Source organism: Duganella fentianensis (assembly GCF_009857835.1).
In the GTDB taxonomy this organism is placed as follows: domain Bacteria; phylum Pseudomonadota; class Gammaproteobacteria; order Burkholderiales; family Burkholderiaceae_D; genus Rugamonas; species Rugamonas fentianensis.
On the sequence record NZ_WWCL01000003.1, the window covers coordinates 366,487 to 380,400 of the forward strand.

Annotated in this window: 14 protein-coding genes; 10 read left to right on the forward strand and 4 right to left on the reverse strand. The window is 60.4% G+C overall.

Annotated elements, in window-relative coordinates; translation table 11 throughout:
- Positions 1–3 precede the first annotated feature (3 nt).
- A complete protein-coding gene (locus GTP23_RS14735; protein WP_202412210.1) occupies positions 4–1,998 on the reverse strand; it encodes an AMP-dependent synthetase/ligase in 1,995 nt (664 codons plus the stop codon).
- Positions 1,999–2,109: 111 nt separating this feature from the next.
- On the opposite strand from GTP23_RS14735, the gene GTP23_RS14740 reads away from it, so the two are divergent.
- From GTP23_RS14740 to GTP23_RS14775, 8 genes are all read left to right on the forward strand, one after another.
- On the forward strand, positions 2,110–2,829 hold the full coding sequence (locus GTP23_RS14740) for a Crp/Fnr family transcriptional regulator (protein WP_371866930.1): 720 nt from the start codon (positions 2,110–2,112) through the stop codon (positions 2,827–2,829).
- A gap of 147 nt (positions 2,830–2,976) precedes the next feature.
- Positions 2,977–4,791 carry an aminopeptidase P family protein gene (locus tag GTP23_RS14745; RefSeq protein ID WP_161035857.1) on the forward strand — a complete coding sequence of 605 codons (1,815 nt, stop codon included), beginning with the start codon at positions 2,977–2,979 and terminating at the stop codon, positions 4,789–4,791.
- Positions 4,788–5,045 carry a hypothetical protein gene (locus GTP23_RS14750; RefSeq protein ID WP_155435547.1) on the forward strand — a complete coding sequence of 86 codons (258 nt, stop codon included), beginning with the start codon at positions 4,788–4,790 and terminating at the stop codon, positions 5,043–5,045. Before GTP23_RS14745 ends, GTP23_RS14750 begins: the two co-directional genes overlap by 4 nt.
- Before the next feature lie 21 nt (positions 5,046–5,066).
- Positions 5,067–5,813: an MgtC/SapB family protein gene (locus GTP23_RS14755; RefSeq protein ID WP_161035858.1), complete on the forward strand. Its 747-nt coding sequence runs from the start codon at positions 5,067–5,069 to the stop codon at positions 5,811–5,813.
- A 20-nt stretch (positions 5,814–5,833) separates the two neighbouring features.
- A complete protein-coding gene (locus GTP23_RS14760) occupies positions 5,834–6,670 on the forward strand; it encodes a Rossmann-like and DUF2520 domain-containing protein (protein WP_161035859.1) in 837 nt (278 codons plus the stop codon).
- A 295-nt stretch (positions 6,671–6,965) separates the two neighbouring features.
- Positions 6,966–7,277, forward strand: coding sequence for a hypothetical protein (locus tag GTP23_RS14765; protein ID WP_371866931.1), 312 nt, complete (start codon positions 6,966–6,968; stop codon positions 7,275–7,277).
- A 110-nt stretch (positions 7,278–7,387) separates the two neighbouring features.
- Positions 7,388–7,993: an alpha-ketoglutarate-dependent dioxygenase AlkB family protein gene (locus GTP23_RS14770; protein ID WP_161035861.1), complete on the forward strand. Its 606-nt coding sequence runs from the start codon at positions 7,388–7,390 to the stop codon at positions 7,991–7,993.
- 182 nt (positions 7,994–8,175) lie between these two features.
- Entirely contained in the window at positions 8,176–8,766 is a 591-nt protein-coding gene (locus tag GTP23_RS14775) for an outer membrane beta-barrel protein (protein ID WP_161035862.1), read from the forward strand.
- A 114-nt stretch (positions 8,767–8,880) separates the two neighbouring features.
- Here the strand turns inward: GTP23_RS14775 and GTP23_RS14780 are convergent, their stop codons facing one another.
- A complete protein-coding gene (locus GTP23_RS14780) occupies positions 8,881–9,297 on the reverse strand; it encodes a MarR family transcriptional regulator (RefSeq protein WP_161035863.1) in 417 nt (138 codons plus the stop codon).
- Positions 9,298–9,550: 253 nt separating this feature from the next.
- On the opposite strand from GTP23_RS14780, the gene GTP23_RS14785 reads away from it, so the two are divergent.
- Complete coding sequence (locus GTP23_RS14785) at positions 9,551–10,438, forward strand: bestrophin family protein (RefSeq protein WP_371866932.1); 888 nt, start codon at positions 9,551–9,553, stop codon at positions 10,436–10,438.
- A gap of 152 nt (positions 10,439–10,590) precedes the next feature.
- The gene (locus GTP23_RS14790) at positions 10,591–11,160 is read left to right on the forward strand and encodes a YIP1 family protein (RefSeq protein WP_161035864.1); all 570 of its coding nucleotides are present in this window, start codon (positions 10,591–10,593) and stop codon (positions 11,158–11,160) included.
- Positions 11,161–11,224: 64 nt separating this feature from the next.
- Here the strand turns inward: GTP23_RS14790 and ettA are convergent, their stop codons facing one another.
- Positions 11,225–12,892 carry an energy-dependent translational throttle protein EttA gene (gene ettA / locus GTP23_RS14795; protein WP_155435538.1) on the reverse strand — a complete coding sequence of 556 codons (1,668 nt, stop codon included), beginning with the start codon at positions 12,890–12,892 and terminating at the stop codon, positions 11,225–11,227.
- An 80-nt stretch (positions 12,893–12,972) separates the two neighbouring features.
- Positions 12,973–13,848 carry an EamA family transporter RarD gene (gene rarD, locus GTP23_RS14800; protein WP_161035865.1) on the reverse strand — a complete coding sequence of 292 codons (876 nt, stop codon included), beginning with the start codon at positions 13,846–13,848 and terminating at the stop codon, positions 12,973–12,975.
- Positions 13,849–13,914 lie beyond the last annotated feature (66 nt).

Genomic DNA, 13,914 nt, shown 5'->3' on the forward strand with positions numbered 1-13,914 from the left:
CGCTCAGGCTGCAGCCTGCACGGCCGGATAGGTTTTGCAGGCGTCGATCTTTAGATCGGCGGCCACCATGCCGGTGCGGCCGTCTTCGAATTTCACCTGCGTCTCGATGTATTGCGATGCCTTGCCTTCATACAGCGCGGCGATCAGCACGGCATATTTTTCGGCGATGAATTTGCGCCGTACTTTGCGCGTGCGGGTCAGTTCATCGTCGTCAGGATCGAGTTCCTTGTGCAGCACCAGATAGCGGTGTATCTGGGTGTCGCCCATCATAGGCTCGGCCGCCAGATCGGCATTGACCTGTTCGATACAGTCGCGGATCAGGCCATATACCTGCGGGTGCGCGGCCAGATCGGTGTAGCCGGAATAGGCGATGCTGCGCCGCTCGGCCCAGTTGCCCACGGCTTCCATGTCGATGTTGATGAAGGCGCAGACCTGATCGCGCTGGTCGCCAAAGGCCACTGCCTCTTTGATGAAGGGGAAGAACTTGAGCTTGTTCTCGATGTAGTTGGGCGCGAACATGGCGCCGCTGTTCATCTTGCCCACATCGGCTGCGCGGTCGATGATTTTCAGATGCCCTTCGCTGTCGAACAGACCGGCATCGCCCGTATGGAAGTAGCCGTTGGCGTCGATCGCTTCGGCCGTTGCGTCAGGGCGCTTGAAGTAGCAGTCCATCAGCGTGGGCGATTTGACCAGCACTTCGCCGTTGTCAGCCAGTTTCACTTCCACACCCGGCGCGGGCAGGCCCACGCTGTCGAACTTGATGTGGCCATCGGGCTGCAGGCAGATGTAGGCGCAGGTTTCGGTGGAGCCGTAGAACTGCTTGAGGTTGACGCCTATCGAGCGATAGAAGCGGAACAGGTCGGGGCCGATGGCAGCACCGGCCGTGTAGGCGACGCGTACGCGCGACAGTCCCAGCACGTTTTTCAGCGGGCCATACACGAGAACCTGACCTAGCGCATACGCCATGCGGTCGCCGAACGCCACCGGTTTGCCGTCGAGGATGTCGGCACCCACGTGGCGTGCTACCGCCATGAAGCGGTGGAATAGCTGGCGCTTGATGGCACCGGCGTCTTCCATCCGTATCATCACCGTGGTCAGCATGTTTTCGAATACGCGCGGCGGTGCAAAGTAGTAGGTGGGGCCGATTTCGCGCATATCCGTCATTACCGTGTCGCCCGATTCGGGACAGTTGACGGTAAAGCCGGCCGTCATGGCCTGCGCGAACGAGAACAGGCAGTCGCCCACCCATGCCATCGGCAGATAGGACAGGATGTCTTCCTGATCGGTGAGCTTTTCGAAGCCTACGCCGCCCGTGCCGGCCGCAATCAGGGCAGCGTGGGTCTGGCATACGCCTTTGGGTTTGCCGGTGGTGCCCGAGGTGTACAGGATGATGGCGTTGTCGCTGCCTTGGCCTTGCTGTACGGCGGCGTCGAAGGCGCCCGGATGCTGGCGGTCCCACTCGCGGCCCAGTGCCTGCAAGGCCGCAAAGGAAGTCAGCTCCGGCTGGCGGTAATGGCGCATGCCGCGTTCATCGTCGTAGGCGATGTGGGCGATGTGCGGATACACGCTTTTCAGTTCCAGCAGCTTGTCCACCTGCTCCTGATCTTCCACGATGGCGTAATGGATCTCGGCGTTTTCCAGCACATAGGCCATGTCGGCGGCTGGCGCGTCCTGATACAGCGGCACGGGCACGCCGCCCAGACATTGCGCGGCCAGCATGGACCAGTAGAGGCGGGGGCGGTTGTCGCCGATGATGGCCAGATTCATGCCGCGCTGGAAGCCGATGGCGGCCAGCCCGCAGGCGAGCGCGCGGACTTCGTCCTGCACCTGCGCCCAGTTCCAGCTTTGCCAGATGCCCAGATATTTCTCGCGAAAGGCGGGGCGGGTGGGCCGGGTTTGCGCATGGGTTTGCAGCCAGCGCGGGAAAGTCGTGTTCTGTGCTTGCACCAGTGTCTCCTGTTGCGATGTGCTTGTATGGCAAACGGGCAGGTCGGTCATGCCGCCTTTTTTTGTGCCTCAGCCTTTTTGTGTGATGATAGTAGCCTGATGACGGGCCAGAAGATGTCATTTCGACGACAATTGGCCGACTTTTCATGGTGCAAAGCAGCAATGACCGAACCGCGTATATCCATGCAGCAAGCCTTGCGCAGTGCCATCTGGGCGCAGCAGCTCACGCCCGAACAGATGGCGCGGGTGGAAGCGGATACCTTTGAAACCTTTGTGCCTAAAGGCGGCTACGTGTGCCGCAAGGGCGAGATGGTGGAGAACTGGCTGGGCATCATGGACGGCATGGTGAAGATGACCAACTTCTCGGCCAATGGCAAAAGCGTGACCTTTTCCGGTGTGCCGCCCGGCGGCTGGTTTGGCGAAGGATCGTTGTTAAAACGCGAAATTCTCAAATACGATGCCATCGCGTTGCGCGATAGCCGCATCTTGCGCATGCCCATAGACACTTTTCATTGGCTGCTGGAATCAAGTTTGCCGTTCACGCGCTTTTTGCTGATGCAGCTGAATGAGCGTCTGGGTCAATTTATCGGCATGGTGGAAAACGACCGCCTGCTCGATCCCGATACGCGGGTGGCGCGCTGCCTCGGTTCCATGTTCAATTCCCATCTGTTTCCGGGGCTGGATCCGGGGCCCGATAAGCTGATCCAGATCTCGCAGGAAGAGCTGGGCCTGCTGTCGGGCGCGTCGCGCCAGCGCGCCAATCAGGCGCTGCAACTGCTGGAAAAACAGGGCCTGCTGCGGCTCGATTACGGCGGCATCTGCATCCTCGATCTGGAAGGGCTGCGCCGCTATCAGGCCGACAGCAGCGCGGCGACACGCTAACGCAGCAGCGTTTTAGTCAGCATGCCCGGGCGCGCGTGGCGCGCGTGGCGTGCGCCGCCGCAGTCTGGCTGCCGCAGCGGCGGGCAATCGCGGTATGATTGCAGACAGCAAGGCCGCAGCTGCGGCGCACCGGATAACGAAACACCCATGCCTACAACTCATACCGCTACCATCGTCGAGCGCATCGCGCGCTTGCGCGAGGCCATGCATCAGCAGCAGATCGATGCGCTGATGGTTCCTTCTGCCGATCCCCACCTGTCCGAATATCTGCCCAGCCGCTGGCAGGGGCGCGAATGGCTGTCCGGTTTTACCGGCTCGGTCGGCACCCTGATCGTCACGCCGCAGTTTGCCGGCATCTGGACCGATGCTCGCTACTGGACTCAGGCCGAGCAGCAGCTGGCCGGTACCGGCATCAGCCTGATGAAGCTGACCTCGGGCGCCAGCGTGCAGTATGTGGACTGGCTGGCCGCCACCATGCAGCCCGGCCAGACGGTGGCGGTGGATGGCAATGTGCTGGGGCTGGCCATCGGTCGCCAGCTGGCACTGGCCCTGCAGGCCAAAGATGTGACGCTGCGTACCGAGCTCGATCTGCTGCAGCAGGTGTGGCAGGAGCGCCCCGCCATGCCGCTGGCGCCCGTGTTCGAACACCTGCCGCCGTATGCCACGCAAAGCCGTGCCGACAAACTGGCTCAGGTGCGCGCGGCCATGCAGCAGTTAGGCGCACGTTTGCACCTGATTTCGGCGCTCGACGATATCGCCTATCTGTTCAACCTGCGCGGCAGCGATATCTCGTACAACCCCGTATTCCTTGCCCATGCCCTGATCGAACAGGAGCAGGCCACGCTGTTTGTCACGGCCGGCAAAATCGACGCTGCCCTGAATGCTGCGCTGGCGGCCGATGGCGTCAGAGTGGTGGCCTACGACACGCTGGCCGCGCGGCTCGGCCAACTGCCGGCCGATAGCACGCTGCTGATCGATCCGCGCCGCATCAGCTACGGCACGCGCCAGTGGATACCGGTCCGCGTGCACGTGATCGATGCCATCAACCCCGCTATCTTCGCCAAATCGCGCAAGAGCGAAGCGGATCTGGTGCATGTGCGCGCTGCCATGGAACAGGATGGCGCCGCCCTGTGCGAATTCTTCTGCTGGCTGGAACAGACGCTGGCCGATAGCGCTCGTGCGCCGCTGACGGAACTCGATATCGACCGTGAAATTACGGCTGCGCGCGCGCGCCGTCCCGGTTTTATCAGCCCCAGTTTTTCTACCATTGCCGGCTTCCGCGCCAATGGCGCCAGCATGCATTACCGCGCCACGCCTGAGCACCATGCGGTGATCGAAGGCGATGGCCTGCTGCTGATCGATTCGGGCGGCCAGTATCTGGGCGGGACTACCGACATCACGCGGGTGGTGCCGGTGGGGGCGATTACGGCGCAGCAGCAGCGCGATTTCACGCTGGTGCTGAAAGGGATGATGGCACTGTCGGCCACGCGCTTCCCGCGTGGCTGCAAGTCGCCCATGCTCGATGCCATCGCCCGTGCACCGCTGTGGGCGGCCGGTCTGGACTTCGGCCATGGCACAGGCCACGGCGTGGGCTATTTCCTTAACGTGCACGAAGGGCCGCAGTCGATTTCGCCATCGGCCATGCCGGAACCGCATACGGCCATGGAAGCGGGCATGATTACTTCCATCGAACCGGGTCTGTACCGCACCGGCCAGTGGGGCATACGGATAGAGAATCTGGTGCACAACCGGCCTGCCGGCCAGACCGAGTTCGGCGACTTCCTCGAATTCGAGACGCTGACGCTATGCCCTATCGATACGCGCTGTGTGGAACTGGCGCTGCTGCGCGAGTACGAGCGTGCGTGGCTGAATAACTACCACGCTACCGTGCGTGCCCGTCTGGCGCCGCTGCTGTCCGGCCCTGCGCTGGCATGGCTGGAACAGCGCACGGAGGCCGTATGAGCGGCCGCGCCACCCGCGCCACGGCTGCCGTGGACCGTCTGAAAAAACGCAGCGGCAATAACCGCTATTCCATGTCGCGCACCGGCAGCGGCCACTACTTCCTCAGCGAGGGCGCGGGCGAACCGCCGCTGTGCGCGCCGCTGGAACTCGACGATTTCGTCGCCTTCGTGAACGGCATTGCCCCGGCTGCGCCCAAGCGGGTCAGCAAACTCGACGTCGCCTTCGAAAAACAATTAGTCAAAAAAGCGCCTTAAGCGCACGGAAAGGTGGTTCCCATGCCCTCCATCGATATACTGTTTGCCTACTGGTCGCACAAGGAGCTGGCCACCAATGCGGTGATTCTGATGAATCTGATCGGCGCCCTGCTACTGGGCCTGCTGGTCGGCTACGAGCGCTCCTACCATGGCCGCGCGGCCGGTATGCGTACCTATGGGCTGGTGTGCATGGCATCGGCCGCGCTGACCGTGATCGGCGGCTATCCGGCCGACTGGTTCGGCGGCCATGGCACGGCCACGCTGGCAGTGTCCGACCCTACCCGTATCGTGCAGGGCATCGTCACCGGCATCGGCTTCCTCGGTGCCGGCGTGATCATGCGCGAAGGCTTCAACATCAGCGGCCTGACCACGGCCGCATCGATCTGGGCCTCGTCCGTGATCGGTGTGATGGTGGGCATAGGCTTCTATCTGGGTGCCATGGGGCTGGCCATGCTGTGCGCCGGCGCCATGATCTTCCTGACCAAGGTGGAAGCCTGGCTGCCGTCGCGCCATGCGATTGCCATCACCATGCGCTTCAAGCAGGGCTTTATGCCGCAGGAGAAAGCCCTGCGTGCCATGGCGCTGCAGCGCGGCTATGAAATCGCTGGCGGTTCGCTGATGATCAGCGGCGAGAGCGGTACGCAGGAATGGCGCTTTGTGGCGATAGCCCTGAGCAAGCGTAGTGGCGCGCCGCTGGCCACGCTGTCGGCGGAACTGGCCGTATTCGAAGGCATCGATAGCTTCCAGCTGTCGCACGCCCGTAACTAGAGCCGTACCGTAGCGCAGCCATGACGACCTTTACTCTGATAGGTGCGGGCCATGTGGGCCGCGTGCTGGGCCGGCTGCTGGTAGCGCAGGCTGGCTGGCAGTTGCAGCAGGTGCTGACCCGCTCGGCCGCGTCGGCCGCACAGGCGGTGGAGTTTATCGGTAGCGGCAGCGCGATAGACACTTACGCAGCGCTGGCGCCAGCCCAGGTGTTCATACTGGCCGTGGGCGACGACCAGATCGTGCCAGCCAGTGAAGCGCTGGCGCAGGCCGTGCCGCTGGCCGGCAGCGTGGTATTCCATTGCAGCGGCGCGCTGGCCTCGGACCGCCTGCAGGCTGTGCGCGCGGCCGGTGGCGCCGTCGCCAGCGTCCACCCGATCCGCAGCTTTGCCGACCCGCAGGCCGTGGCGCAGGCCTTTGCCGGTACTTATTGCGGCATGGAAGGCGATGCCGCAGCGCTGGCTGTGCTCACGCCGGCGCTGCAAGCCATAGGCGCCCAGCCTGTGCCCATCGATGCGGCAGCCAAAACCGTGTATCACGCTGCTGCCGTGTTTGCCAGTAACTATCTGGTGACGGTGCTCGATGCAGCGCTGCGCGCCTATCAGGCGGCCGGCATACCGGAAGCAGTGGCGCGCCAGCTGGTGCAGCCGCTGGCCAGCGAATCGATGGCGAATGTGTTACGGCTCGGTGCGGCCACGGCCCTGAGCGGGCCTATCGCAAGGGGGGATATGGCAACTGTCGAGCGTCAACTCCAGGCGGTCAGCGCCTGGGATGGGCCCAGTGGTGATCTGTATCAGGCTTTGATCGCCCCTACCAGTGCGTTGGCGCAGCGTAAAAAAGCCGCTGCAGGGGGCGAGTGATGCCTACTTACCACTGCCAGCCTGATCTTCTTGCAAATCAGTACTGAGCGGGTATATTTGTGATTGAGACCTGTACTGTCCCGGACAAGTTTAGCTGACAACTTTGCAGTTTTATTGGTACGAATTCACAAATAAGTGGCCGGATTAGTCGACAAATCCAGTAATTAGCAATAAGCTTGTCTCTTGGAATGTTTTCTTACAGAATCAATATTTGAGCCGGCGCGCCGAGGATAGGGGTTAGATCATGTTATTTCTGAAAAGTACCACCGTGACAAAAGCGCCAGGAATTTATGACGTGGATATCGCTGCCAAACCACCGGGCAAGACCTTCGGCGTGTTTATGGCAACTGACCCCGACAATCCGCCGGCCGATGTGCTGGCAGCGCTGGCAGCCATGGGCTTCAAGAATACCTACAGCGGCGGCTACACCCACAAAGATCGTGGCAAGGTACTGGATCTGCATTTCCAGAAAGATGGCACCGACCTGTTCCAGGGCTGGAAAGCGGAAGAAATGGAAGCCAATATGGCGGCCATTACCGCGCTGTTCAGCGGCATCGGCATCACCATCACGCCACGCGTGATGAGCCTGGCAGAAGCCTACGCCTGAGTTACGCCAGCATCTCACATAGAATACGGCGAGCCGTTCTGGCTCGCCGTATTTTTTTCTGCTGGCGTGCACGCGCGCGGCCCGGGCTCTGAACGGCTATCATCACGCTCATGGACCTATTTGCCGACGATACCAGCTTGCGCCAGCTTCCCATTGCCGATGGTGAACTGTGGTTCACGCCGCGCCTGCCGCTGGCCATCACGCCCGAGCAGGCCATGCAGCGCCTGCGCGAGGAAACCGCGTGGCGCGCCGAGCACATACAGGTCTGGGGCAAGCTGCATCTGCAGCCGCGCCTGATGGCCTGGCATGGCGATGCCAGCTACCGCTATTCCGGCAGGACTTTCCATCCGCTGCCTTTCACCCCTTTGCAACGGCAACTGAAACAGGCCGTGGAGCAGGCCACGGGGCGTCAGTTCAACAGCGTGCTGCTGAACTACTACCGTAATGAACGCGACAGCATGGGCTTCCACGCCGACGATGAGCCGGAACTGGGGCCGCAACCGGCCATCGCTTCGCTCAGCTTCGGGGCGGCGCGCACCTTCATCCTGAAACACCGCCACAACGGCCAGACCGTCAAACTCGACCTCGGCGACGGTGCTTTGCTGCTGATGGCCGGCACTTTGCAGCAGCACTGGCAGCATGGCATCAACAAGCAGACCCGACCCTGCGGCGAGCGCATCAACCTGACTTTCAGGAATATTCTGCGCGCACCTTAAGCCTATTTTAAGTTTGGAATATCTCATCTAGTGCCAAGTTTTATTTGGCTTACATCGTGTAACACTTCTTACCGATTCGGCGAGCACAGCGCCTCCCTGCAGTGCTATTGTGGCTACATCGCACTTCGCAGAACTGCGATCCCAAGCAAGTCCCTCATCATTTTTGCTGAAAGATCACGATCATGAAAAAAATTCTGTTTGCCGTAGCCGCTAGCGCTGCTGTATTTGCCACTTCTTCCGCTTTTGCCGCACCTGACGACGCCGGCACCGGCTATATCGGTCTGGGCGTCGTGGGCAGCCACTACAAGTTCGATGTGCCGAACACCACTACCAGCAGCGACCGTAGCGGTGACAAAGCCACCGGCAAGATCTACGCCGGCTACAACATCGACAAGACCTGGGCGATCGAAGGCGGTTATACCGACTTTGGCAAGAAAGGTTATGACTACACGGTAGGCACGGGTGCTGGCCATATCCAGACCAATGCGTATTCCTACTATGTCGCTGGTAAAGGCAGCTTCCCTGTGAACGAACAGATCTCCCTGTTCGGTAAACTCGGTGTGGCACGCAACCACAATGCCGTCACCACCACGGGTATCGCATCGGTCAGCGGTGGCGATAACAAGAGCGCGCTGTACGGTTCCGTCGGTGCCGAATATGCCGTCAACAAAAACGTGAAAGTCTCGCTGGAGTGGGAAAACTACGGCAAGAGCAACATTGATGTAGGCCGCAAAAACAGCGCCATCACGGCCGGTCTGCGCTACAACTTCTAAGTTGTTGCAGTAGTAAATCCAGAGGAATGCCGTTCAGTTCAGGCTGAGCGGCATTTTTCATTCTCCTCGGTCGCTCTGCCGGCCCCAGTCATCCATCCCGCTACCACCCGGCGCTCATGCGCTGAACAGGGCCTGCAGCATCTGCTGTAGTTCCACGCGCTGATTTTTATGCAGCAGAGCGATCTGCTGTAGCAGTTGCTCGCCTTTTTCCTTCAGATGTACTTCTACGCAGCGTTTGTCGTCGCGGCCCGGTTGCCGCTCGAGCAGCCCGGCTTTTTCGCAGCGCGAAACCAGCGCGACCACGCCGTGATGATGTGATTGCAGGCGTTCAGCCAGTTCTGCAATGGTGGCCCATTCTCTGCCCGGAAAGCCCTTAATCTGCAACATGAGCAGGTATTGCAGATGGGTGATGCCATGGGCCTGAGTCAATTCCTCGCTAAAGCGCAGGAAACTGCGCAAGCGATAGCGGAAATCGGCCAGCCGTTCGTATTCGTGCTTGCTGAGGGGCGGCTGCGGAGCAGGTGAGGACATGGACGTAGGGCGAATTGGATGAGCCGACGATCATAGCTGATTGCCCCGGCCGGGCGTAATAATTTCTGCCCGCGGCCCGATGAGTAGTTACCTAAATATATATCACAAGATGATATAATTAATTTCTTTCTGCTTGTCACGCAAGCTTGCCGCCGCGGTTATTGACAGGGCTGCCAGCCGACCTTGCCCGATCATGATTATCCGACCCAGACCCCAAGGTATAGAGTACTTTCTGCTATTGCGCGGATCGATCTTGCCCAATATCTGGCGCAAGCTGGCCGTCACCATCGTCATGGCCATCGTGGTAACTCTTATGCATGGTTCGCTCTACCACGTCAAGATCAGGCTCACCACCATACCATTTACGCTGATGGGGCTGGCGCTGGCGATCTTTCTGGGCTTTCGTAATTCCGCGAGTTACGAGCGCTATTGGGAAGGCCGCAGGCTGTGGGGCAGCCTCGGTACGGCCAGCCGAAATCTGCTACGTCAGGTCTACGCTTTCCCGCAGGTTTCGAGCAGCGAGTGCCCGCAGGAGCGGGAGCAATTATCGCAGTTGCGCAAAAACATGGCCTACGCGGCGATTGCCTTTGCGCATGCACTGCGGCATCAATTACGTGAGGAACGCTGGGGTGAGGAAATCGCCCGCCTGCTGCCGGCCGAGCGCGTCCAGTACTGGCAGCGACTGCAACATCCGGCGGCCGCCATATTGCAGGCTATCGGCAGCGATATCGGACGCGCTCTCGCCAGAGGCTGGCTGGCTGCGCCACTGGCCCAGGAGATAGACCGTAGCCTGAGCCAGATGAGTGAAGCGCTGGGCGGCTGCGAGCGCATCAAGAACACGCCCATACCATTTTCGTATTCCGTTTTGCTGCACCGTACCGTGTATGTGTACTGCTATTTGCTGCCATTTGGGCTGGTCGACTCGATAGGCTTGCTGACGCCCGTGGTGGTGGGGGTGGTGGCATATACCTTTTTCGGACTCGATGCTATCGGCGACGAGATCGAAGAGCCTTTTGGTTTGACGCCCAATGATTTGCCGCTCACGGCTCTGAGCTATGGCATAGAAATTTCGGCGCGCGAAATGATGGGGGAAATGGATATCCCTGCCATGCCACCCCCGGTTGACTATTGCCTGCAGTAAAGGGCATTGACGCTTGTTTCGCGGCCCGGCAGACGGGCCTTGCCTTTCTGATTTTGTATCATATGATGATACAAGTGTCGCGGCAACGGATCAGGCAAGCCAAGCCAAGCCAAGCCTTGAGTAGCCGTCCGAATCTATCTGGGAGCATAACCATGAATCTGGTAAATCTGAGCAAGATGCCTTTTTCGTTTCATGCCGGCTGGGATGAAGTGGTGGTCGGCCATCATCCCGTCATCAAGACTTTTCTGCTGCTGGTGCTGCCTTGTTCGCTACTGCCGCCATTAGTCCTGCTGTACGGCAGTCATGAGCCGAGCTCAGTACTGCGGCTAAATTCGGCCGCGGTCTCCTGGCACGAGATTGCGCTGGTGTTTTTTGTGGCCGAACTGCTGACGGTTCCGCTGATGGGCTGGCTGATCAGGGCCTGCGCTGCGGAACGCAAGATCGCGGCTAGCTTCCGGGACACGTTCTTATTGGCGGCCATCATTGCCGTTCCCATGTGCTTGTCCAGTCTGGGTCTTTTGCTGCCAGACCTGGGGAGCATGCTGGGGCTGGGGGTGGCTGGCCTGATGGTGGCAGCCAGCCTGCTATATCACGGCATGTATGTAGTATTGAAACTGGCTGAGGAGTTTGAGGCGCAAGCACTGGCCTACCAGGTGTTTGGCGTTGGGGCGCTGGTCTGGGCCTTGCTGTCGGCCTATATACTGCTGCAGCTGCACGGATAGGCGGCCCTGCTACAAAGAGAAAGCGCAGCCCGGGGCTGCGCTTTTTTCTTTCCGGCTTGCGGGCTTAGGTCGTCAGCGGCTTGTAGCGGATACGCTTAGGCTTGGCGCCTTCTTCACCCAGACGTTTCTTCTTGTCGGCTTCGTATTCCTGATAGTTACCGTCGAAGAAGGTGACTTGCGAGTTGCCTTCGAACGCCAGAATGTGGGTGGCGATACGGTCAAGGAACCAGCGATCGTGCGAAATCACCAGCACGGAGCCGGCGAATTCCAGCAGCGCATCTTCCAGAGCACGCAGGGTTTCCACGTCCAGATCGTTGGACGGTTCGTCCAGCAGCAGGACGTTGCCGCCTTTGAGCAGGGTCTTGGCCAGATGCAGACGGCCACGCTCACCACCGGACAGATTGCCGACGATCTTCTGCTGGTCGGAACCCTTGAAGTTGAAGCGGCCCAGATAGGCGCGCGACGGCATGTCGAAGCGGCCCACGGTCAGCATGTCGGCGCCACCGGAAACGTCGTCGAACACGGTCTTGCTGTCGCTCAGTTTGTCGCGGCTCTGGTCCACCAGCGAGATGCGGGCGGTCTGGCCGATGGCCACTTCGCCGCTGTCCGGCGTATCCAGACCGGCAATCATCTTGAACAGCGTCGATTTACCGGCGCCGTTAGGGCCGATGATACCGACGATGGCGCCGGGCGGAATGGTGAACGAAACGTTTTCCATCAGCAGACGGTCGCCGAAGGCTTTCGATACGTTCTTGAACTCGATCACGTCGTTACCCAGACGTTCGGCCACAGGAATGAAGATCTCCTGGGTTTCGTTACGTTTCTGGTATTCGTATTCGCTTAGTTCGTTGAAGCGGGCCAGACGGGCTTTTGACTTGGCCTGACGGGCTTTAGGATTCTGGCGCGACCACTCCAGCTCTTTGGCCAGCGCTTTCTGGCGTGCCGATTCATTGGCTTCTTCCTGCTTCAGGCGGTTGGATTTCTGGTCCAGCCACGAGGAGTAGTTACCTTTCCATGGAATGCCATGGCCACGGTCCAGTTCGAGGATCCATTCGGCCGCATTGTCGAGGAAGTAGCGATCGTGGGTAATGCCGACCACGGTGCCGGGGAAGCGCAGCAGGAACTGCTCCAGCCATTCCACCGATTCCGCATCCAGGTGGTTGGTCGGTTCGTCGAGCAGCAGCATGTCCGGCTTGGACAGCAGCAGTTTGCACAGCGCCACGCGGCGCTTTTCACCGCCCGACAGCACGCCGATCTTGGCATCCCATGGTGGCAGACGCAGCGCGTCGGCGGCCATTTCCAGTTGCAGGTTCAGATTGCCGCCATCGGCGGTGGAGATGATGGCTTCCAGACGGGCCTGTTCGGTGGCCAGTGCGTCGAAATCGGCATCTTCTTCCGCATAGGCGGCGTACACGGCTTCCAGCTTGGCCTGTGCTTCGAACACTTCGCCCAGACCCGATTCCACTTCCTGACGCACGGTTTTCTCGGGATCCAGCTGGGGTTCCTGCGGCAGGTAGCCGATGTTCAGGCCCGGCATAGGCACGGCTTCGCCCTGAATATCGGTATCCAGGCCTGCCATAATTTTCAGCAAGGTCGACTTACCGGAGCCGTTCAGGCCCAGCACGCCGATTTTCGCGCCCGGGAAGAAGGACAGCGAGATGTCTTTCAGAATCTGGCGCTTGGGTGGGACGATTTTGCCCACGCGGTTCATGGTATAGACGTAATTTGCCATTCAAATCTCGATAAAGTGTGAGGGATGCAATGAAATCCGGGAGAGGACGACAGGATACGATAAATCCTGCCGCCCGCCCACTATTTAGCGCGTTTGCTCTGCCACAGGCCTTCCGCCACATACAGCAGCAAAGCGGCCCAGATGATGAGGAAGCCGATCAGGCGCGGCTGCGGGAACGCTTCGTGGAATACCCATACACCCAGCAGGGCCTGCATGCTGGGCGACAGATATTGCAGCAGGCCCAGCACGGCCATGGGGATGCGCCGTGCACCGGCAGCGAACAGCAGCAGGGGAATCGCCGTGATGGGGCCCGCTGCGGCCAGCAGCCAGCGCGTGCTGTCGGCCGGCGTGTTGAGGAAGGTGTTGCTGCCATGGCTGGTCAGCCACAGCACATAGATCAGCGCGGCCGGGAATAGCAGCATGGTTTCCAGCGACAGCCCTTCCAGTGCGGCCAGCGCCGCGGTTTTGCGCAGCAGGCCGTAGCCGCCGAAGGTGATGCCTAAAATTAAGGCAATCCACGGCAGCTGGCCGGCCTGCCAGGTCAGCCAGACCACACCTGCTGCTGCCACAGTGATGGCCAGCCACTGGCCACGGCGCAGCTGTTCTTTGAGTACCAGCTGGCCCAGCAGCACATTAATCAGGGGATTGATGAAGTAGCCCAGGCTGGCATCGATGATGTGGCCGTTGTTGACGGCCCAGATATAGACAAACCAGTTGGCCGACAGCAGGATGGCTGAGGCGACGAAACTGGCCAGCACGCGCGGCTGGCGCAGCACTTTCGGCAGCCAGCCCCATTGCTGGCGTACGGTCAGCACGATGGCGAGGAAGAGCAGCGACCACAGCATGCGGTGCGCCAGGATTTCCATGGGCGGCACTTCGCTTATCGCGTGGAAATACAGCGGGAACATGCCCCAGCAGAAGAAGGACAGTGTTGCGAATAAGATACCGGTGTTCATGACAGACGGGGGGCGCGGATGTGGCGGGTCGGCCATTATCGCTGAAATGCTGCATCGGCGCTGCCG